Genomic DNA, 20,251 nt, shown 5'->3' with positions numbered 1-20,251 from the left:
CCTCCTTTATATTTATTTCGCTAATTGATAAATAATACCTATTATTAGCCACATTGTTACTAAAGATGTTCCTCCATAGCTGATAAAAGGCAATGTGACACCTGTTACAGGCACTAAGCCAATCACTACTGCTATATTTAGAAATGCTTGTACGGTCAACATTGTTACAAGTCCAATGATCGCGTAATAAGATGTTCTTGTTTTAGCCTGCACTGCAAATTTATAGCCTGCATAAATCGTCAGTACGAAAAGTGTTAAAATAACAAGTCCACCAAATAATCCAACCTCTTCAAGAATTATTGCGTAAATAAAGTCATTTTGTGGTTCAGGTAAATATAAAAACTTTTGCCTACTTTGTCCAAAGCCATGCCCGAAAATCCCAGCAGGACCTATAGCCATTAATGACTGTACAGCCTGAAACCCACTTCCTAAAGGATCGAGCCACGGATCAATAAATGCCTCAATCCGCTTTAGTCGGTATGGCGCTGTGACAATCAAGCCTACTAATCCAGCAATCCCTGCAATCAAAAATATCGCATACAGTTTTAAAGGATACCCTGCCACAAAAAACAATAAAAACACAGAAACTACGAGAATAAAAACTGAACCAAAATCAGGCTGTAGCATAATAAGTACAACGGGTAATAATAAAATCAATCCATGCCGCCAATTAATAATAGACGTACCCGTTTTATGCTGTGCTAAAATATGGCTCATGTATACAATGACGGTAATTTTCGTTATCTCTGCTGGCTGAATTGTTAACGGACCTATGCCAATCCAGCTTTGAGAACCATTTCGTACAAGTCCAATTCCTGGTATCAGTACAAGGACTAGTAAAATTAACGAAAATATATAGGCCATTTTCCAAAAGGACTGCTCTTTCAAAATATTTAATCGAATCGTGATTAAAAACACTACAATGGCTACGGCAAAGTATAGACTTTGCTTCATATAAAACGGCATTTTTCCACTATAATGAACGGCACTCCAATAGGTACCTGCAGAATAGACGAAAATAATGCCGATTATAGAAAGCATCAATGTTGTGACGAGCAATAAATAGCTTTCTTTCCCTCTCAGTAATGCCATCCTTCCAAGTCAAGTATATTCTAAAATAGTTACAGGCTCATTACAGCTTCATTACAGCATCAATAAAAACATCGCCTCTTATTTCAAAGCTGTCATATTGATCCCAACTTGCAGAAGCCGGAGATAACAGAATAACATCGCCTTCCGTTGACATCGGCGCCGCATAGTGTACTGCATCCTCAACATTTTGAGCAATGACAGTTTGCTGTACACCACACGATTTTGCAAATTCTACAAAACGTAGTCCCGTTTCTCCAAAGGCAACAACACCTTTTACATGGCTCATGCATGGACGTAATTCTTCAAACGAATGTCCTCGATCTAATCCACCTGCCAGTAAAATAACAGGTGCTTGGAATGCATCTAAAGCACTTTTTGTAGCTAAGCAGTTTGTTGCTTTGGAGTCGTTGTAAATTTTGCGTCCGTTCCATTCACGCACAAACTGAGTGCGGTGACGAACGCCTCCAAACTTCGCTAACACTTCTTCCATTTTAGCTTTGTCACAGCCGACTAAAATACAAGCTGCGACAGCTGCTAAAATATTTTCTAAGTTATGCTTACCAGGCAAAGCGATATTTGCTCGATCTAAATACGGCTCACCTTGCCAGTAAATTGTTGTTTCATCCGCACTAATTCCTTCATCCGTGCGTCCCTTAGAACTAAATGGTACCTTTTTAGCATTTGATTTTGTCGCATAGCCAACAACAATCGGCTGATCGGCATTATAGATAAAATAATCGCTTTCATCTTGATTACGTGCAACACCAAATTTTGCCTCTGCATAGTTGTCAAATGTCCCATGATAATCAAGATGTGCATCATAAAGATTTGTTAATATAGCAATCTTCGGCTTAAACGTTTGCGTCCCCATTAATTGGAAAGATGATAGCTCTGTAACAATTACATTATCCTTTTGTGCTTCTCTTGCAACACCACATGCGACTGTTCCTATATTCCCTGCAATTAACGGTTCTAAACCACCGTTATTCAGCATATCGAAAATTACTGTTGTCGTAGTTGTTTTACCGTTTGATCCTGTAATACCGATAAACGGAGCTTCACTAATTAAATAGGCAAGCTCAATTTCTGTCCATACAGGGATTCCACGGCTTATTGCATCCGCTACTATTTTGTTGCTATAAGGAATCCCTGGATTTTTCACAACTAATTCAAAGCCTTCATCCAGTAAATCTTCTGGATGACGCCCACAAATAACCGTAATCCCCTTTTGCAATAGGCCTTGCGCATCTGGGCTTTCGTCAAATGGTTTGGAATCATTTACCGTCACAAAGGCGCCAAGCTCATGTAAAATCTCAGCTGCAGCCACACCACTTTTAGCTAGACCTAAAACAAGGACTTTTTTATGTTGTAAATCTGTAATATTTCTCATAAGAACGCCTCCGATAAAACTCCAATCAATGCTACTGCTAAAGCAGTTGACCAAAAGACAAGTACTACCTTCCATTCTGACCAACCTGATAATTCAAAATGATGATGAATAGGACTCATTTTAAAAATACGTTTTTTACGCAGTTTGAAGCTACCTACTTGTAAAATAACGGATAATGTTTCAATAACAAACACTAATCCAATTAATAATAGTAAGAATTCTGCTTTTTCTAAAACAGAGACCATAGCTAATGCTCCACCTAATGCTAACGAACCTGTATCTCCCATAAATACCTTTGCAGGATTCGCATTAAAAAGTAAAAATCCTAATAATGCACCTGTTACTGCGAATGTAAATAAGGCGATATCAGCTTGTTCTTGGAACAGAGCAATAACACCAAATGCTGCAAAGGCAATGGATGCAGTACCCGCCACAAGGCCATCTATGCCATCTGTTAAATTCACTGCATTCGAGAAGCCCACTAACCAGAAAATTAAAAAGGCTACATAGAAAATACCAAGATCGATCGTCCAATCTGTAAATGGTATAGCAAGTGATGTATCAAACGATCCATGTAGTAAGAAATAGGCCAAGATTGCAATGACAATTTGACCAACAAGCTTTTGAAGTGATGTTAGTCCTAAATTACGTTTAAAAACAACCTTTAAGCTATCATCTAGCAAGCCGATTAACCCAAACCCTACTAATACTAGTAACAGTACAATGGTTTGTGTTGTAAATAAATCTAAAAAGCTACCTACTCCAACAGTAGTGAGGATAATGGCAATTAAGAAAATAATGCCACCCATTGTTGGAGTACCAGCTTTCTTCATATGGGATTTTGGTCCCTCCTCACGAATACTTTGACCGAACTTTAATCGGCGAAGAAGTGGAATAAAAATTGGTGCCAGGATAACTGTTACTATAAAAGCAAGAGCTAAAATGGTAAGCGTTGTTGCGAGTTTCATTGAAAAATCTCCTTTAAATCTTGTTTCACTTTCTTCTTGAAGAAAAAAGCATAAACTTTCATGTATTTATTACTACCCTTCATAATAATAGTGGTTCTTTCCCATTTTTTAAAGGTAAAGTTAATTAGTTTTCTAAATAAAGATGAATGGTGCCATCTTGTTTGATAACACTATCCACTTCAGGCAGCTGATTGCCAATTTTAGTCCCTTCTCCATGCCATACAATACGGAATGGATATTGTTGCTTGGCAATATCATCCTTCGTTTGACCAATAAAACTTGGTACCTTCACAGTAATTGGGTCACCCCAGCGATAATCCTTTTCAAGCTGTTCCTTCGATTTTTCAATGCCAACAAAAGGTGCAACATCTTCAATAATTTGACCAACGATTGGAGCTGCTACCACACCGCCAAATTGGGTTGCCTTTTTCGGGTTATCCACTGCTACATAAACGACAATTTCCGGATTATCCGCAGGTGCAAAGCCAATAAACGATACGATGTATTCGCCGTCTTTATAACGGCCATTCTCTACCTTTTGCGCTGTGCCTGTTTTGCCGCCGATTCGTAATCCATCTCGGTAAGCTTGACGTCCTGAGCCCTTTGCGACAACAGATTCTAATGCACCTCGAACCTTTGCAGATGTCTCCTCACGAATAACCTGATTTTTCACTTCCGGTTTAGTCTCTTTTATCACTTCACCAGTATTAGGGTTAAAAACCTTCTTCACAACATATGGCGTATACAGCTTGCCCCCATTTACTGCGGCGGATACTGCCTGCACCTGTTGAATTGGTGTAACGGCAACACCTTGACCAAATGAAGTTGTGGCCTGCTCAACAGGTCCAAAAGCCTCCTTGGAAAATAAAATCCCTGAAGCCTCGCCAGCAATGTTAGAGCCTGTTTTTTGTCCAAAACCAAAATCTTTAATATACTGTAGTAGTTTTTCATTACCTATTCGCTGACCTAATTCAATAAAGCCCGGGTTACAAGAATTTTCTACCACTTCAAGGAAGGTTTCAGAACCATGACCATCACGCTTCCAACAACGCAATCTTGCTCCCGCAACCATTGAATAACCTGGATCATAAAAAGTATCCTTCTCTAAATCCACCACATTTTCTTCCAGCGCTGCGGCGAGTGTTATGATTTTGAACGTTGACCCCGGTTCATATGTCATCCAAACCGGTAAATTTCGATTGTAGATAGCAGGCTCTACCGTTTGATATTCTGCTGGATTGAAGGTTGGATAGGAAGCTAACGCTAAAATCTCGCCAGTATTTGGATTCATGGCAATCGCCATTGCTTGGTCAGCATCATAACGCTCCATTGCCTGTGACAATTCACGTTCAACGACCTGTTGTACATCTACATCTATCGTTAGCTCGATCGTTGCGCCATCTTCACCAGCCTTCCAGGCGCTCTTTACGTTAGGTAAATTATTCCCTTTCGCATCTGTAAAGATCCGTATGGCCGAAGAATTAGCCTGTAACAGCTTATCGTATTCATATTCAATTCCCGCTAAACCTTGTGCATCATAACCTGTGAAACCTAAAAAACGAGAGAGTAGGGTACCATATGGATAATCCCTTGAATAATCGACGCCACTATATAATCCCTCAATCTGCATACCTTGTAACTCCACTGCTTTTTCATAAGGAATGTTTTTCCCCTCAGGTGCCAGCTTTACTAAGTATGCTTTTTCCTTCATTTTTTTCAACAGCTTTTGTTCATCTACGCCCAAAACTTGTGCAATTTTTGCCGCTGCCCCTTCAATATCCTTACTTTGAGAAGGCATGAAATATAAAGTTGGTGCAAGCTTATTTGTGACAATATTTTTTCCTTTACTGTCAGTAATATGCCCCCGTTCATTGGCAAAAGGAATTTCTCGGTCCCAATTCTCTTCGGCTTTCTTTGTCAGATCTTTTTGATCTAATACTTGCAAGAAGAAAAGCCTAATAATAATCGCAACAGCTACAAACATAAACAATACGTATAAAATACGTAATCGCTTTTTGGAATGGATAGAAATCCACTTCATTCGACATCACACCTTGTTTTTTACAACGTATGAAATAAAGTGGGCTTCTATTCAGGTTTATTCCGTTGTTTCACCCTCAGGTGGGGTCTCTACATCTTTGACAAAGCTTTCAGCTGGCGTTTTCAGCTTCACGACAATCGGTGAACGATCTGAGATTACAGTACCTGCCGAGACGCTCTGACTTGTTACAAAGCCCTCTCCAACGACTTCAATTTCTAAATTTGCCAATGCCTTAAAAGCAAGTACATTACGCAACGACCAATTGGTGAAGTCTGGCAGTATTACATCGCCTGCTGTCTTTAAAAACACAAAATTACCTTTCACAAGTTTTTGTGGACCTTTTGGATATTGGTCAATAATTTTACCGCCACCACCAACAATAATTGGCTTCAGACCATCATTTTGAAGCTCTACTTGTATAGCTTCAGCACTTTTACCTGTGTAATCCTGTATTTTTGCATCGTCAACATGCTTTACACCTTCAGGATTCACATTTAAATACTTTAAACTATTTAACATAACTGGGTTAAATACTTTTGAAACTGGTATAGAACCGGCATCACCCTTTAACTTCGGCCTTTTTACTGAGACATACATAATGAGCTGAGGGTCATCTAAAGGAGCCATCCCTAAGAAAGAATACAGAAATTCATTTGATCCCCATGAATACCTACCATTTCCTAAAGGAATTTGGGCAGTACCTGTTTTCCCTGCAACTTCATATTCATCAAGAATAAAGTCCTTCGCCGAACCATCCTTAGCTGTTAACGTAGAGGCAAGAATTTCTTTTACTTGCTTCGCTGTGTCAGCTGAAACTGATTGTCCCTTTACAATCGGCTCGTGCTTTTTAATCGTTTTTCCTGTTGAAGGGTCAACAATACGATCTATCACATACGGTTGCATCATTTTCCCGTCATTCGCAATCGCTGTCAATGCTTGGATTAATTGAATCGGGGTTACCGTAGAACCTTGACCGAACGTTGTTGTCACTCGTTCTACTGGATATTTCGATAAAAGTTTTCCCGATGCTTCATTCGGTAAATCAATACCTGTTTTTTTACCAAATCCAAATCGATCTAAATAGTCAAAAAAGACATCCTCACCAATAAGCTTTAACAAGTGCGCCATTGCAGTATTGGATGAACGTTGGAAGCCTTCTAAATAAGAAATCCAACCCCAACCATTCCCACCATTATGGTCTTTAATTACTTGATCTAGGACTCTGTATTGACCTGACGGATAGTATTTATTTGGATCCCAAACCCCTGTATCAATAGCCGAAGCGAGTGTGAACGTTTTCATCGTCGAGCCTGGTTCTATGGTCTCTTCAATAGCCTCGTTCAGCCATTTCATATTATCGCCTTCGCGTGTATCAGGATTAAACGTAGGTCGCTGAGACATCGCAAGGATTTTACCGGTTTTCGGATCTGCCACAATAGCTGTCATCGATTCAGGGTTATACTCCTTTTCAACCGCTGTCATCGCTTCCTCTAAAAAGCTTTGAATTGTTTTATCAAGTGTTAAATAAATATCATCACCGTTTTTTGCGGGTGTCACCATTTTCTCGCTATTCGGTAATAAATAACTGAAGGCATCTGTCTCATATTCTACCTTACCGTCTTTTCCGGTTAGTGCTTTGTCGTAGGTAAGCTCAAGACCCATTTTCCCTTTTGTTGTAAACGTACCATCCTTATTTTCCTCTTTGACAGTGAAACCAACTAAGTGTGAGGCAAAAATACCATTTGGATAATAACGTTTTAAATCGTTTATAAATACAATCCCCGGTAATTTCTCCGCTTTGATTTTACTCATAATCTCATGGCTTATTCCGCGGCCTGCACTTCCAAATTCAACTTGATAAGGCTTTTTGCCATCATCTTTTAATCTAGTAAGCTGTTTATAGATTTTTTCTTCGTCCATAGGAATATATTCTGCTAATATTTTTGCAGTTTTTTCTGGATCTACTACATGTCGAGGTTTTTTTGCATCCGTCGTAGCCTCTTTATTAACGATTGCAATTAGTCGATAACTAAGTGTATCCTCAGCAATGACTTGATCATTTGCATCATAAATTTTCCCCCGACTTGCTGTTATTGCACTTTCTTTACTATATTTTGCAGCTGCCCTTGCCGCAAGCTCTTGACCTTTCACTTCACCTGTCGCTTGTAACGTCACCATTCTCGCGAACAATAGAAAAAAGAGCCCTCCATAAAAAATAATTAATAGAAAGGCTCCCCATTGGAATCGAAATCTCTTTTTTTTCATTCTCCCGGCACTACCTTTACATTTTTCTCATTTTGAGTTAAACCGAGTTCTTTAGCTTTTTTCCATATGTTATCGTAAGTAGACAGTTCACTTACACGAACTGTCAAGTCAACATTCTGTTTAGTAATCTCTTCTGCTTCAGTTCCGATTTTTTGAATGTCCATGCTGGTTGTTTGAATGGCTGCTTGCTTATTTAACACTAATACTGACATTACAGCGATAATGCTAACTAAAGCAATGAGCATTGTTTTTTCAAACTTCTGGTTCGTTTTTTTACGACGTTTGATAGTGGGTTGTGGGCTAGGGGGTGTTATCGGTTGTTGCACTTGCTGTTGCTGGTGCTGCCTTACACGAACTGCTGCCATTTACTCACTCCCTTTGTCGTTAATTTTTTCTACCACTCTAAGCTTTGCTGAGCGAGCACGATTGTTTACAGCTAGTTCTTCATCAGAAGGAACGATCGGCTTTCTCGTGATAAGCTTTAAAGTTGGCTTCATGTCATCAGGAATCACTGGTAAATTTGGTGGTAATTCCGGTAATGATGACGCTTCCTTAAAAATAGTCTTGCATAGGCGGTCCTCCAATGAATGGAACGTAATGACACTGATGCGTCCACCTACGTTTATCATATCAATCGCATCGACTAATGAACCCTCTGCCGCGCCTAGCTCATCGTTAACAGCAATTCGTATTGCTTGGAATATGCGCTTCGCTGGATGTCCACCTTTACGGCGTGCCGCTGCTGGAATACCCTCTTTAATAAGTTCTACAAGTTGGCTAGTTGTTTCAATCGGCGCTACCTTACGTGCCCCTTCGATTTTACGAGCAACTTGCTTTGAAAATTTCTCTTCTCCATAGCGGAAAAATATACGTACTAAATCTTCATATGCCCATTCATTCACGACATGAAATGCTGTAAGTGTTGCCGTTTGGTCCATGCGCATATCTAAAGGTGCATCATGGTGATAACTAAAGCCTCGTTCTGGTGTATCAAGCTGTGGTGAAGATACGCCTAAATCATATAAAACACCATCAACTTGCTCAATACCAATCGCTAATAGTTCTTCTTTTAAATAGCGGAAATTCGAATGGACAAATGTCACACGTTCAATATACGGTGCCAATCGAATTTTTGCATTGTTAATAGCTGTCATATCTTGATCAAAGCAAATTAAACGCCCTTTTTCAGATAATTGTTGTACTAAATATTCACTGTGTCCTGCCCCACCTAACGTACAGTCCACATATACACCATCAGGATCGATGTTCAACCCATCAACTGTTTCTCTTAATAACACGGTTGTATGATCGAACATACCACTCGCTCCCTTCAGGCCTTAACTTCATACAGCTGACACCTTAAGTGTCTAAAAAGTTAAAAATCAAAGCCAATCATATTTTCTGCAATTTCATTAAAGGATTGCTCCGACTCACTAAAGTAAGTCTCCCAAGCATCTTTCGCCCATATTTCAATCCGATTTGAAACTCCTAACACTACACATTCTTTCACAAGATGTGCATGCTGCATAAGAGTTGACGGAATGTTAATGCGCCCCTGCTTGTCTATCTCTACTTCCGTTGCCCCAGAAAAGAAAAACCTTGCAAATGCACGTGTGTCCTTTTTGGTCATCGGTAAGCCCTTTAATTTTTCTTCGAGTTTTCGCCATTCATCCATAGGATAGCCAAACAAACAATTATCAAGTCCGCGTGTTACAACAAACGTTTCACCTAAGGCTTCACGAAATTTTGCGGGCACGATTAATCGTCCTTTCGCATCAACAGAGTGTTGATATTCTCCCATGAACATGCTATTCACCCCACTTTATTAAATAATGTACCACATCCCCCCACTTTCCTCCACTTTTTTTGAAAAAAACTTGACATTTTAACAGTTAATGTGTGATTAGACCTTTCACAAATTATTGAATCTATGCTAAAGGACACAAAAAAGAGCCACCCATAGTAGGATAGCTCTCTATTCACTATTTTATATCGACATTGTCCATCAAATAAACATTGTATCAAATCGTTAATTAGGTACAAAGATACATATATTGGAATTATAAATAAATTAAATAATGGTGATTGCCAATGCTATAGTTTTGTTTCAGCATTTCAGTAATTAATACAGATCCAAACTCATTAAAATATTGATAAGGATTATATGTTCTTTCCTGGAACCCCTCATTTGGATATAACTCATTTTGTAGCGTCATAAATTTCCGGATTGTCGTTTCATGTTTGTTAAGAACAGTTTGTTCAACCTTTTGCTGTAAATACTCAAATTGCTTTAGATGATTCTCTTTATTTTTCACAAGTATTTTATCTAGTAATAGATGTTGCTCTTCTAAATAAAGTTGAAGTGCATCATATTTTTCTAAAAGGTCTCGTTGCATCGTCTGGATTTGACGCTTCACTTCTGTATCCTGTACACCAGCAATAAATTGTTCTTTAAGCTGTAACGCTTTACCATCCAAAACTTCAGCAACACTTAAACGATATTCGCGTAAAAGCTGTTCCACGTGACGTGTGACGATGGTGATATGAAGACGTGGCGCAAAAATCGGCATTTGTAAGCCTAATACCGAAAATGCATCCTTCAACGTCGCCCAGTACGCAAGTTCCCCAGGTCCACCAACAAATGCTAGCACAGGCAATGTCATTTCCTGCATTAGAGGACGCGTCACAACGTTATTACTTAATTGCTCAGGATGGTTTTCAGCAATTCTTAAAACTTCTTCTCGAGATAGCTTGATATTTGCAGCCAGATTAACAAATTGCTGATTTTTCCTTTCTAAAAGATGACGCTCTTCATCTTCTACATAGAATAAATTTGCCGCTTCGTTTGTTGCCGAAATAGGTTTGCCATAGCCCGTACGTTCAAGCTCTTCTTCTCTCTCTGTTACCACTTTAGCAATTTCTTCATTTTTATGAATGATACGGGTAAAATTCCCACTCTCATATTGACGGAATTTAAAGTCCGCTGCATCAATCATCAATAAACCTTCATCTTTAAACAAGTGGTTCATAAGTTGCGCAAAGAAGTCCGTAAATGTGTCACTCTTATTAAGAGTATCCACTAATTGTTTAATAAGTACTTCAGTGAATTCTGTTTCACCCATATCCTTCACAACAGTATTTATTAATTGTGTCATGGATTCTTTGTTTATCCTTGTTTCAGAAGCCATTGTTTTACGTCTTGAACGTTCACCGTATGCACGTTTTTTAATATCTACACCACGCACTGTATACGTATGGTTAATTTCCTCTAAATCATGATCTTCTCCAGCTATCCAAAAAACAGGAACAACCGGTCGCTGAAGCTTTACACTTTGCTCTTTCGCTAAAGTAATAACCGAAATCGCCTTATGCACCGAATAAAGAGGACCAGTTAAGATACCTGCTTGTTGCCCACCAACAACTGCAATAGCTCCTTGCTCTAGTTGCTGCAAATGTTCATTCGCTTTCTTTGATATACCAAGCGGCTCCATAAATTGACGTATGATGGCTGTTAATTCTTTTTGATCATACGCATGCTGATCTAAATATTGCGCACGTTTTTCAAAAGATTTATCGTTATATTCGTATTCAAAAAACTCATGGATGGCAGTATTCGGTGACCAATAATCTGCTAGCAAACGATTTTTTATGGGTACTTGGATTGACTCCAGTTTCATTTAACACAAACTCCTCTACCTAAATCATCTTCTTACTCTTTAATAAGCAAAATAAAAATAAATTCCCAAATGTGTTGATTAACCATTTTCATCCACCCTATGGCACTGATTTCAGCTACGCTACAATCAGTTAAAATGGGCATATATTAGCAAAATATCAACTAAATTTTTTATCAGTCAAAAATAAACCTATGTTCCCTCAATCAACACGCCTGATAAATCCCGTTAATACTTACTATGCAATTTATCCATCGAAAGTTTATTTAAAATGACAATTTCCAACAAACTTCAAACGCTTGAGTACTTCGGAATTTTATTTCATATTTTTTGCACATTTAGAGTCATTACTAAAAAACAATGTATAATGCTATTATTTTAACGCTTATGGCTTCAACATGAAAAGAAAATGCTTAGACAGCCTGTAAATATTCTATAACAGATCGAATAACACCTACTATACAAATAACAATATACGCCGTACTTAGTACTAAAAATTGAAAGCGCCAAATTTTCCTAAGTAGCGGTTTTATTTCAATTTCCTTTTTTGTTCGCCAATCAATATATGTAAAAATCATTGCCATCACCACCGCCAATGTTACTAATAGTGCGCTAACATTGACATTCCATAGTACCCCGATTGCCAGGGGTACTGAAAAAAACAAACACACTGTTGTCACATCCGATGCCGCTCCGAAAGCATGAGTGCCTCGAATTTTAACCTTTCGACTAAATAAATAGACAATCACAAAAAGGAGGATTGGACAAAAAATAATGATACTTATAATTATATGTAAAAAATCTTTCAACGTCTTTCACCGCTCTCCTCTATTGCAAGTACTTGGTGATATAAAGTACGTAAAGTTGGCAAATCGTGACCATTTGCTAGAGCTTTTTCTAGTATTACTCCTACAATCGTGTCAATTTCGCTTTTTTTCCCTTGCATCCGATCCGCTAGCATAGATGATGTATTACTTGCTGTTTTTTCACATAAGTCTATCACCTTGAAAAAAGGTATAGCTTGTTCTATGCCTTCAAAAGCATCCGTTAGCTCTCGATAAAGAGTTCGCATTATTAGAAACGCTTGCTTATTCGTTACTAACTCTCCATTCTTCACTTGCAGTATAGCCGTCAACGGATTAATCAAGCAGTTGAATACAGCTTTCTCAAATAGCATTTGTTCCGCATTAGCAAACAGTTCAACTGGATATAAGGAATTGTTTAGTTGTAACAAATCGTTAAACGCATCACTATTACCTCGCTCTATCGCAATTTTACAAGCACCTACGCCTCTATGTTGCACAGTTATCTGATTGATTAATTGAGCACCGAATGATACAGAACAAAAGGCAATATTCTTTTGCGGCAAACGTAGTGCCTCATCAAAATGCGCTAAACCATTTTGCATAAACAGCAACGATACCGTGCTCGGTAACGCAGATAATTGTTTGTACAACTCTTGTAATTGACCGTATTTAACAGCAATTATAATTAAATCCTGTTGTGGTAGCTCCTCTAATTTCGTAGTTGAAGCAACTTTTTGTACAGTTTTCGTTCCATCAACATTCACCCGCGTTAAATACTTTGCATGAAGTTCATCTACCTGTTCCTGCCTTCTCGTAACCAACGTAACAGACATACCAGACTCAGCTATAAAACTTGCCGTTAACTGACCTACAGCCCCTGCACCAATAATTGCTACATCCACAATATATCACACCTTCCACATTTACAATGGACGATCAAACATAAAAGAACGCCCTCATCAATTATACCTCGGCATAATTCCGCGACATCCGCCGGAGGCTTTGGGCCAAAGGATGTTTTCCGCGCGAAAGTTTAACGTCAGCAGCGTGATGTTGGTCACTCATCTTTGCCACAGGACGTGGCGTACTTAGACTGAGTTCCTCTATTTCAGCGAGTGTTTGGACACGCGCTGAAATAAGTAATCAGTTCTATCGCTATGACATCAGCCGCTACTGTCCATCATTATACAATCCATTTTGCCCATTCCTACAGAAGGAGGTGCCTTAGAAATCATTCTAAGGCACCTCCTATGCAGGTTCTTTTATTATACAGGATTGGCTAAGTGTTTTCGATAATATCTAAAGCGAAACTACAATCGGAGATTTACTACCCGTTAATGCGGGATAAACACCACTTAGCGCAGCATTATGTTTTAATCAAGCTTACATTCTTTCTAAGTAACTTACTCTCCAGCACTTGTAACTTTCATCTACTTCCTGATTTTAATCTTTCATTAAAGAATATCCTTGCTGTAACCATTTCACTAGTTTTTCATGCTCATTTTGTAATTCACGGTGTCTTATTTCGAGACTTTGATAGGCATCTGTTAATTCATCAAAACTTGTTAATGCCAATTTCAAATGGCTTCGCATAGATTGTTGCGGCTGATTTCGTACAGCTAGTAGTGACTGACTATATTGACTACGTAATGTTTTATTCCAACGGAAACCACATGCTTGTTTTGTACGACCTAGTTCAGTAGCAGCCATTTCAAAAGCCTCTAGCTGCGTTTTGCCATTTTGCACATTATGCAACACAATTTCTGCTAATCTTTCATCGTCTTCCTTCGTCCATTGATCTTTTCTTTTTTTCAATTCCATAATCTATCACCCTCGCATTTTTTACTACTATATGCATGGGCGAGCAAAATAGAATCATGGAATTCAAAAAGACAGTGATTATGTTTTGCTATAATCACTGCCGTTATACATTATTTATTGTTTTTCTTTGTTAGGAAATTAGCAACTGCCTCGTGATGAGCTTCACTTTCCCACAATATCGCACATGTACGAACTTCCTCCATAACACGTTCATACATATTACGCTCACGCCACTTTCGAAGCTCAATTTCTTTATAAGCCTTATGAACAGAAGGGTGAATTTTACGCATATGTTCGATAAAATCATTCAACGCCACTTCTTTTGAACCTTCAAAAACGCGCATTGCCCAGCCAATTTCATATAGTAATTCTGCTGGATAAGGCTTCGCATCGACTAGCATCTTCATTGCACGATCATGGCGTAACCCTCGTTCGAATAAGTATGTACCGCCTCCCCAGCCGCTCGTAATTGCTAATGTCCCCTGTATAAAACCACATTTCGCATGACTTGCCACTAGACGAAAATCACAAGCTGTTGCAATCTCACAACCTCCACCAACCGCTGTTCCATTAATTAACGCAATCGTCGGCACAGGCAAAGTTGCAAGGTCGTATAATATTTTGCCCATCTTACTCAACATCCCAAAAGCCTCGTCCTCTGTTTCGAGCGAATGAAATTCGGATAAATCGCCCCCTGAGCAAAATGATTTATCCCCTGTACCCGTCACAACTAAAAAACGGACATCATCATGATTTCGAATATATGTAATGACTTCTTGCAGCCCGTCCATAACCTCATCATTAACCGCATTCCTTTTTTCTTCTCGATTAATCGTAAACGTCATGATACCATCTTTGTTATCAATTATATAAGCCATACTATTCCCCCCTTTGTCCCGATGGATAAATTGTATCATACAATTATTATAGTACTATATATCTTTTTGTTATTGCCGGAAAATTCCGTCTCTTCAAACTAACAAAAAGGCTAGTAAAGAGCCATGGTCTCTCTACTAGCCTTTTAAGTGAGCAAACACTGTATTATTTGCTTACTACTTCTTTACCTTTGTATTGTCCGCAAGCTTTGCAAACACGGTGTGATAATTTTGCTTCCCCACAGTTTGGGCAAGCTACCATACCAGGTACAGATAGTTTGAAATGCGTACGACGCTTTCTTTTTGCAGTTTTAGAAGTTCTTCTAAATGGTACAGCCATTGATGGCACCTCCTTACAGATCGTCTATTCGTCTGTTTGATCAAAATACTTAGCTAAATTAGCTAGTCTTGGATCCACTTTTTGTGTGTCAGCTTTTTTGTGTAGTTCAACGTCTTCATCTGTTGCGTAAGACCAGTTTTTACCACCTTGCACTTGTCCTTCGGTATTCTCCTTGAACACTTGCAAAGGTATTTCAAGAAGCACTAACTCCTCGATAACCGGCTTCATGTCGATAACTTCACCATCAATATAGCGAAGTTCTCCGTCATCTTCCCCTCGTTTATCCTCGTCAATCCAGCTGAAAACTTCAACTGTCTCAACTTCGATAGGAAACTCAACATCTTCCCATGTGCGTGCACATGGTAATGTTAACGTCGCTGTCACAGTTAGCTGACATGTCATTTGCGATGCACCGAAAGTACATAGCCCTTTTACATGAACGGGCGAAATTGCTCGAATATCCTGGTTTCGCTCCATCACCTCGTCCAACTGGACATAGGCATCGATTGGCATCCCGTTTTGGCGGTATTTAGATAATTGATGAATTGACCATTTCATTCGTTTAATCACCTCGAGACAACAATGTTGATTATATAATGTGTAAAAATAGATGTCAAGATAATTTCTTGTCACCACAATAAAACCCACCTATAATTATATATTATAATAAGTGAATTTGCTCCAAATCGTTCTATAATAAGCAAAAGGCTCCAAATTTACAAGAACGAGAAGCAAATAATATTGATAAAGGGGGCTTACATTTGCAAGCAGTCGGAATAGTTGTAGAATACAATCCTTTTCACAACGGACATGCCTATCATTTGGAACAGGCAAAAAAAGTAGCACAAGCGGATATTGTCATCGCAGTCATGAGTGGGGATTTTTTGCAGCGTGGTGAACCAGCCATGGTCGATAAATGGACACGCACAAAAATGGCTCTCGCAGGTGGTGTTGATATAGTCATTGAACTACCCTACGTTTATAGTACCGCACCTGCAACTGATTTCGCAAAAGGAGCCATTTCCTTACTATCTGCAATTGGTTGTGATTCTTTTGCCTTTGGAAGCGAAGATGGTTCCATTCAACCCTTTATGAATACGTTTCAGCTCATTAATAATCACCGCACTGAATATAACACTCTTATTAAAGAAAGCCTTAAAACGGGTGCAAGCTATCCTAAAAGTCTACATTACGCCTATGAACAGCTTTCTCAAAAGTTCCCTGCTACATACATTGATTTGGGACAACCGAACAATATCCTTGGTTTTCACTATATTGAGGCTGCTAAGGCTCTAGATAGTAACATTAAGCCTTTAACAATCCCTCGCATCGTTGCAGGTTACCACGACACTATACAAGAAGGTGCATCCATTGCTAGCGCCACAGGAATACGCAAGGCACTAGCAACAACCAGTGATCTTCAAAGTGTGCAAGATTTTCTTCCTAAAGCATCGTTTGATTATTTAGCTGATTGGCATGGAAAATATGGTGAATTTGCAAGTTGGGAAACTTTTTGGCCATTATTACAGTTTACACTTATTCGACATACACCTAATGAACTTACCCGCTATGCCGAAGTAACAGAAGGCATTGAAAATGCTCTTATCAAAGCAGTAAAAACGAGTCAATCATTTAGCAGCTTTATGGAGAAAATTAAATCAAAACGCTATACTTGGACACGACTTCAACGGATGCTCACACACATTTATACGGGATTTACAAAGGAACAGTTGCAAAGCTTTGATGCTCCTTCCTGTATACGTTTACTTGGTATGAGTAAGCAGGGACAAGCCTATTTAGGCATGCATAAAAAAAATATACCTTTACCTTTAATCAGTCGTGTTGCAGCTATGGATGATGTTATGCTTGCTGTAGATATTCATGCAGCAGAGGTATACAATTTAAGTATAGAACAAAGAACAAAAGAGCAAAGTCTCCCGAAAGATTATCAAACACCACCGATTCGTTTTTAAGTAACGGAAAAGGATGCCAGAAATTCTTCTGACATCCAACTTTTTAGTTTTATCGGAACACTTTCAGGAATTATCGCCCAACTTTTGAATTTTATCGACTAACTTTCACGTTTTATCACCCAACTTTTAATTTTTATCGACATCCACCTTCCAAAGAGCAAAAAAAGGATTCATACACAAAACTATGTGTGAATCCTTTTACTTTATTATGTCGCCCAGGATATCACCCTAATTTAAAAATCAGGGTGTTTTTCGCGAAAGCGCGGAGGAAGCAACTCGACGCTTGCTCACTGGAAAGCAACGGAAATCAACCCACGTTACAATGATAAAACTTTATTTCGGCTGTAACTGTTTTAAATATTCGATTGCATCATCCACAGTTTTAACCGGAACTATTTTCATTTTTGTTCCAATATCTTTAGCAGTCATTACTGCTGTAGCATAATTAGATTCCAGGTCAGGATATTTAGCTTTCATTTCTGGAGTAATTTCATCATCTGGTGCAAAAAAGATTTCCATACCATCACGATCAGCAGCAATGACTTTATAGTCTATTCCACCAATTCTTCCAACAGAGCCATCCACCAGCATCTCCCCTGTCCCTGCAATAGCATAGCCTTTCGTTAAATCTTCTTTGAGAAGTTGGTCTAAAATTTCTAAAGTAAACATTAGTCCAGCAGACGGACCTCCAATATCCTCAGTTTTCATAGATACATTTGGATTTGTTTCAATAGATTTACTTTCAGCATAAGTAATACCTAAACCAGCCCTCGTTTCTTCTGATTCAGGAATTTCCTTTAATGTAATCGTTACCTCTTGTTCTTTTTTATTACGTATAAATTTAATTGTCGCTTTATCTCCAAGCTGCTTTGGTTTTAAAAGATCTAAAAGCATTTGTTGGTTTCTAATTTTTTGTCCATCAACTTCAATAATTTCATCACCAGCTTTTAATAAATTTTCCGAAGCACCGCCCTCAAGGACATTTAATATAAAAACACCGTTAAAAAGAATTTTTGTTTGAAGGCCAGCTCTTTGAAAAGCTACATACTTTGCATTAAATTGAGAATCAGACATTAATTTAAGCTGTCGAACATTATATTCCTCTTCATCCTCTAATGGATTTCGAACTTGGGTAATATCCATTAATTTTTGGTATTTTTGGGTTTTTGCCCAAAGATACGAAAAAGGCGTAGCTTGCTGCATAGCCACTGTCATTAAACTCAAGGAACCTTCATCATTCGTGTGGCTATTTTCAACGTTAACAAATTTACTGACATCATAAGCACTTCCAGGCTTCATGATATAAGCGTCTAGTCGGTATAACATTAAAAAACAAATCACGACTAATAACACTGCATAAATACTAATTTTTTTCTTCATTAGAAAACACCTCCTAGGACGCTCGCAAAACCATACGTTCATGTTTTTGCCTTTTTTACATATATTGATTTTAGCATTTGCCTATGTGAATGACAAAAAGTTGAAACGAGATGATAACATGTATGCGACAATTCAAATAGCGATTTGCATAGTTCTTATTCTATTACTCTTGTTATTCCCACAAACAGCTCATACTGGTACTGATTTAGGTTTAAACCTTTTTATGGATGCCCTATTCCCTTATTTATTACCGTACCTTATTTTAACTCAATGGCTTCTCCGTTTAACGGCTCCTATGCGCACGAAAACAAAAAGAGCTTCTTTATACGTACAAGCCTACATTATTAGCGCACTCGGGGGGTATCCGTCTGGAGCAACAACCATTGTTTACTTAAAAAACAGCGGGCAATTACACGCTAAAGAAGCAAATTTTTTATTAGCCGTATGTCATGCACCAAGCCCTCTATTCGTGCTAGGCTTTGTAAGCCTTGATTTATTACACAGTAATACGTTCGGATGGTTATTTTTATGTTTACTACATAGTTTTAACATTTGCTGTTTAATAACCGGTTACTTTTTATTTCGTAAAACGGATCCTCCTAGCATCGCCATACACAATACACCTTTGTCTTCAGCACCATTCTCTGAAAGCATAAAAGAAACAGCCCCGACAATACTATTAGTTGGAACGACAATAATTTTTTTCACTACCATCCAGACGATTGTCCAGCAAGGCCTTGATTCACTGATACCTAAACTTCCCTATACAGCCGAGCTTTCCATAGCCGCAATTCTTGAAGTTACAAATGGTCTTAAAATGACCGTCTCAGCTTTTCCCAATCTTTCATATTTACCGTTTTTGGTCGTTATGTTGTTAACTATGCAAAGTATAAGCATCCATTTACAAATTTTCGTTATTGCGAAATCAGCTAAGCTTTCCGTTCGACCCTATATAAAATTCCGCCTACTTAGCATAATCATTGTACCTACTATTTATGCTCTTTTTTTCTTAAAATAAATAATCGTCTGCATCACCACACCTCCCTCTATTGGAGTGAAGGTTCAAACTGACTTAGGAGCAAGCATAGTAGAGGAATTCAATCACTTGCCTGCCTCTTTTTTCCCTTTTTCAATTGCAATAGCAGAAAATATTATATTAATTTCCGATCTCATCCTGTTATCAAATAAAACAGAGGCTGGAACACATCGCTTTATTACGATAAATTAGAGCAATATGTCAGAAGATACAAGCTTGTAAAGTGGTTGATTGGAGTGGAAACTGGGCGACTCCTTGGGGATTAGTAATAGAGGAACGAAGGCTAAAAGCATCACGTCCTGTGATAACGCCTTCGTGACCGACATCCTGTCGCCCCGACGCCCCCAGGAAGCTTTGCTCTGTGCGAAAGCGAAGCGGCAGCAACAAATGTTTTATCTGTGCGAAAGCGAAGCGGCAGCAACAAATGTTTTATCTGTGCGAAAGCGAAGCGGCAGCAACAAATGTTTTATCTGCGCGAAAGCGAAGCGTCAGCGACAAATGTTTTATCTGCGCGAAAGCGAAGCGTCAGCGACAAATGTTTTATCTGCGCGAAAGCGAAGCGTCAGCGACAAATGTTTTATCTGCGCGAA

At 38.6% G+C, this 20,251-nt stretch carries 19 protein-coding genes; 3 read left to right on the top strand and 16 right to left on the bottom strand.

Features of this window, described 5'->3' with window-relative positions; all coding sequences use genetic code 11:
- Positions 1-12: 12 nt before the first annotated feature.
- The 15 genes from ACFCYJ_RS19155 to ACFCYJ_RS19085 all read right to left on the bottom strand — a co-directional run bounded on the left by ACFCYJ_RS19155 (position 13) and on the right by ACFCYJ_RS19085 (position 15,830).
- Positions 13-1,092, bottom strand: a complete 1,080-nt coding sequence (locus tag ACFCYJ_RS19155) for an FtsW/RodA/SpoVE family cell cycle protein (RefSeq protein ID WP_376075903.1) — start codon at positions 1,090-1,092, stop codon at positions 13-15.
- A gap of 40 nt (positions 1,093-1,132) precedes the next feature.
- The gene (gene murD / locus ACFCYJ_RS19150) at positions 1,133-2,482 is read right to left on the bottom strand and encodes a UDP-N-acetylmuramoyl-L-alanine--D-glutamate ligase (RefSeq protein ID WP_376075901.1); all 1,350 of its coding nucleotides are present in this window, start codon (positions 2,480-2,482) and stop codon (positions 1,133-1,135) included.
- Complete coding sequence (gene mraY / locus ACFCYJ_RS19145) at positions 2,479-3,450, bottom strand: phospho-N-acetylmuramoyl-pentapeptide-transferase (RefSeq protein WP_376075899.1); 972 nt, start codon at positions 3,448-3,450, stop codon at positions 2,479-2,481. Before mraY ends, murD begins: the two co-directional genes overlap by 4 nt.
- A 124-nt stretch (positions 3,451-3,574) precedes the next feature.
- Positions 3,575-5,491 carry a stage V sporulation protein D gene (locus ACFCYJ_RS19140; protein ID WP_376075897.1) on the bottom strand — a complete coding sequence of 639 codons (1,917 nt, stop codon included), beginning with the start codon at positions 5,489-5,491 and terminating at the stop codon, positions 3,575-3,577.
- A gap of 57 nt (positions 5,492-5,548) precedes the next feature.
- Complete coding sequence (locus ACFCYJ_RS19135; RefSeq protein WP_376075895.1) at positions 5,549-7,756, bottom strand: penicillin-binding transpeptidase domain-containing protein; 2,208 nt, start codon at positions 7,754-7,756, stop codon at positions 5,549-5,551.
- Entirely contained in the window at positions 7,753-8,121 is a 369-nt protein-coding gene (gene ftsL2 / locus ACFCYJ_RS19130; RefSeq protein WP_376075893.1) for a cell division protein FtsL, read from the bottom strand. Before ftsL2 ends, ACFCYJ_RS19135 begins: the two co-directional genes overlap by 4 nt.
- A complete protein-coding gene (gene rsmH / locus ACFCYJ_RS19125) occupies positions 8,122-9,072 on the bottom strand; it encodes a 16S rRNA (cytosine(1402)-N(4))-methyltransferase RsmH (protein ID WP_376075892.1) in 951 nt (316 codons plus the stop codon).
- Between the two features lie 59 nt (positions 9,073-9,131).
- Positions 9,132-9,563: a division/cell wall cluster transcriptional repressor MraZ gene (gene mraZ / locus ACFCYJ_RS19120; RefSeq protein ID WP_068983256.1), complete on the bottom strand. Its 432-nt coding sequence runs from the start codon at positions 9,561-9,563 to the stop codon at positions 9,132-9,134.
- A 253-nt stretch (positions 9,564-9,816) separates the two neighbouring features.
- A complete protein-coding gene (gene bshC, locus ACFCYJ_RS19115) occupies positions 9,817-11,433 on the bottom strand; it encodes a bacillithiol biosynthesis cysteine-adding enzyme BshC (protein ID WP_376075890.1) in 1,617 nt (538 codons plus the stop codon).
- 410 nt (positions 11,434-11,843) lie between these two features.
- Positions 11,844-12,239 (bottom strand): DUF3397 domain-containing protein, encoded by a 396-nt coding sequence (locus ACFCYJ_RS19110; protein WP_376075888.1) that lies wholly within the window; start codon positions 12,237-12,239, stop codon positions 11,844-11,846.
- Positions 12,236-13,138: a ketopantoate reductase family protein gene (locus tag ACFCYJ_RS19105; RefSeq protein ID WP_376075887.1), complete on the bottom strand. Its 903-nt coding sequence runs from the start codon at positions 13,136-13,138 to the stop codon at positions 12,236-12,238. The genes ACFCYJ_RS19110 and ACFCYJ_RS19105 overlap by 4 nt, the downstream gene beginning before the upstream one ends.
- A gap of 541 nt (positions 13,139-13,679) precedes the next feature.
- A complete protein-coding gene (locus ACFCYJ_RS19100; RefSeq protein ID WP_376075885.1) occupies positions 13,680-14,057 on the bottom strand; it encodes a transcriptional regulator in 378 nt (125 codons plus the stop codon).
- A 110-nt stretch (positions 14,058-14,167) separates the two neighbouring features.
- A complete protein-coding gene (locus ACFCYJ_RS19095; RefSeq protein ID WP_376075883.1) occupies positions 14,168-14,935 on the bottom strand; it encodes an enoyl-CoA hydratase/isomerase family protein in 768 nt (255 codons plus the stop codon).
- 163 nt (positions 14,936-15,098) lie between these two features.
- Entirely contained in the window at positions 15,099-15,272 is a 174-nt protein-coding gene (gene rpmF / locus ACFCYJ_RS19090) for a 50S ribosomal protein L32 (protein ID WP_010858320.1), read from the bottom strand.
- A 24-nt stretch (positions 15,273-15,296) separates the two neighbouring features.
- Complete coding sequence (locus tag ACFCYJ_RS19085; protein WP_376075881.1) at positions 15,297-15,830, bottom strand: YceD family protein; 534 nt, start codon at positions 15,828-15,830, stop codon at positions 15,297-15,299.
- Positions 15,831-16,033: 203 nt separating this feature from the next.
- Here ACFCYJ_RS19085 and ACFCYJ_RS19080 point away from each other — a divergent pair, with 203 nt between their 5' ends.
- Entirely contained in the window at positions 16,034-17,245 is a 1,212-nt protein-coding gene (locus ACFCYJ_RS19080) for a nucleotidyltransferase (protein ID WP_376075879.1), read from the top strand.
- 333 nt (positions 17,246-17,578) lie between these two features.
- Here the strand turns inward: ACFCYJ_RS19080 and ACFCYJ_RS19075 are convergent, their stop codons facing one another.
- Positions 17,579-18,625, bottom strand: a complete 1,047-nt coding sequence (locus tag ACFCYJ_RS19075) for a SepM family pheromone-processing serine protease (RefSeq protein WP_376075877.1) — start codon at positions 18,623-18,625, stop codon at positions 17,579-17,581.
- Positions 18,626-18,689: 64 nt separating this feature from the next.
- Between ACFCYJ_RS19075 and ACFCYJ_RS19070 the strand changes: the two genes are divergently transcribed.
- Positions 18,690-19,643, top strand: coding sequence for a hypothetical protein (locus ACFCYJ_RS19070; protein ID WP_376075875.1), 954 nt, complete (start codon positions 18,690-18,692; stop codon positions 19,641-19,643).
- A 379-nt stretch (positions 19,644-20,022) separates the two neighbouring features.
- A partial coding sequence (locus ACFCYJ_RS19065) for a hypothetical protein (protein WP_376075874.1) occupies positions 20,023-20,251 on the top strand: 229 nt, incomplete at its 3' end.

Origin of the sequence: Lysinibacillus sp. NPDC056232, from assembly GCF_042267565.1 — a bacterium.
Classification (GTDB): domain Bacteria; phylum Bacillota; class Bacilli; order Bacillales_A; family Planococcaceae; genus Lysinibacillus.
Note: the sequence above shows the minus strand (reverse complement) of the source record. Positions and strands in the feature narration are given on the sequence as shown.

Coding starts and splice junctions, on each gene's coding strand:
- ACFCYJ_RS19095 (WP_376075883.1), bottom strand. CDS start 14,935: ATGGCTTATATAATTGATAACAAAGATGGTATCATGACGTTTACGATT.
- ACFCYJ_RS19135 (WP_376075895.1), bottom strand. CDS start 7,756: ATGAAAAAAAAGAGATTTCGATTCCAATGGGGAGCCTTTCTATTAATT.
- ACFCYJ_RS19085 (WP_376075881.1), bottom strand. CDS start 15,830: ATGAAATGGTCAATTCATCAATTATCTAAATACCGCCAAAACGGGATG.
- ACFCYJ_RS19075 (WP_376075877.1), bottom strand. CDS start 18,625: ATGAAGAAAAAAATTAGTATTTATGCAGTGTTATTAGTCGTGATTTGT.
- ACFCYJ_RS19155 (WP_376075903.1), bottom strand. CDS start 1,092: ATGGCATTACTGAGAGGGAAAGAAAGCTATTTATTGCTCGTCACAACA.
- rsmH (WP_376075892.1), bottom strand. CDS start 9,072: ATGTTCGATCATACAACCGTGTTATTAAGAGAAACAGTTGATGGGTTG.
- ftsL2 (WP_376075893.1), bottom strand. CDS start 8,121: ATGGCAGCAGTTCGTGTAAGGCAGCACCAGCAACAGCAAGTGCAACAA.
- bshC (WP_376075890.1), bottom strand. CDS start 11,433: ATGAAACTGGAGTCAATCCAAGTACCCATAAAAAATCGTTTGCTAGCA.
- rpmF (WP_010858320.1), bottom strand. CDS start 15,272: ATGGCTGTACCATTTAGAAGAACTTCTAAAACTGCAAAAAGAAAGCGT.
- murD (WP_376075901.1), bottom strand. CDS start 2,482: ATGAGAAATATTACAGATTTACAACATAAAAAAGTCCTTGTTTTAGGT.
- mraZ (WP_068983256.1), bottom strand. CDS start 9,563: ATGTTCATGGGAGAATATCAACACTCTGTTGATGCGAAAGGACGATTA.
- ACFCYJ_RS19100 (WP_376075885.1), bottom strand. CDS start 14,057: ATGGAATTGAAAAAAAGAAAAGATCAATGGACGAAGGAAGACGATGAA.
- ACFCYJ_RS19140 (WP_376075897.1), bottom strand. CDS start 5,491: ATGAAGTGGATTTCTATCCATTCCAAAAAGCGATTACGTATTTTATAC.
- mraY (WP_376075899.1), bottom strand. CDS start 3,450: ATGAAACTCGCAACAACGCTTACCATTTTAGCTCTTGCTTTTATAGTA.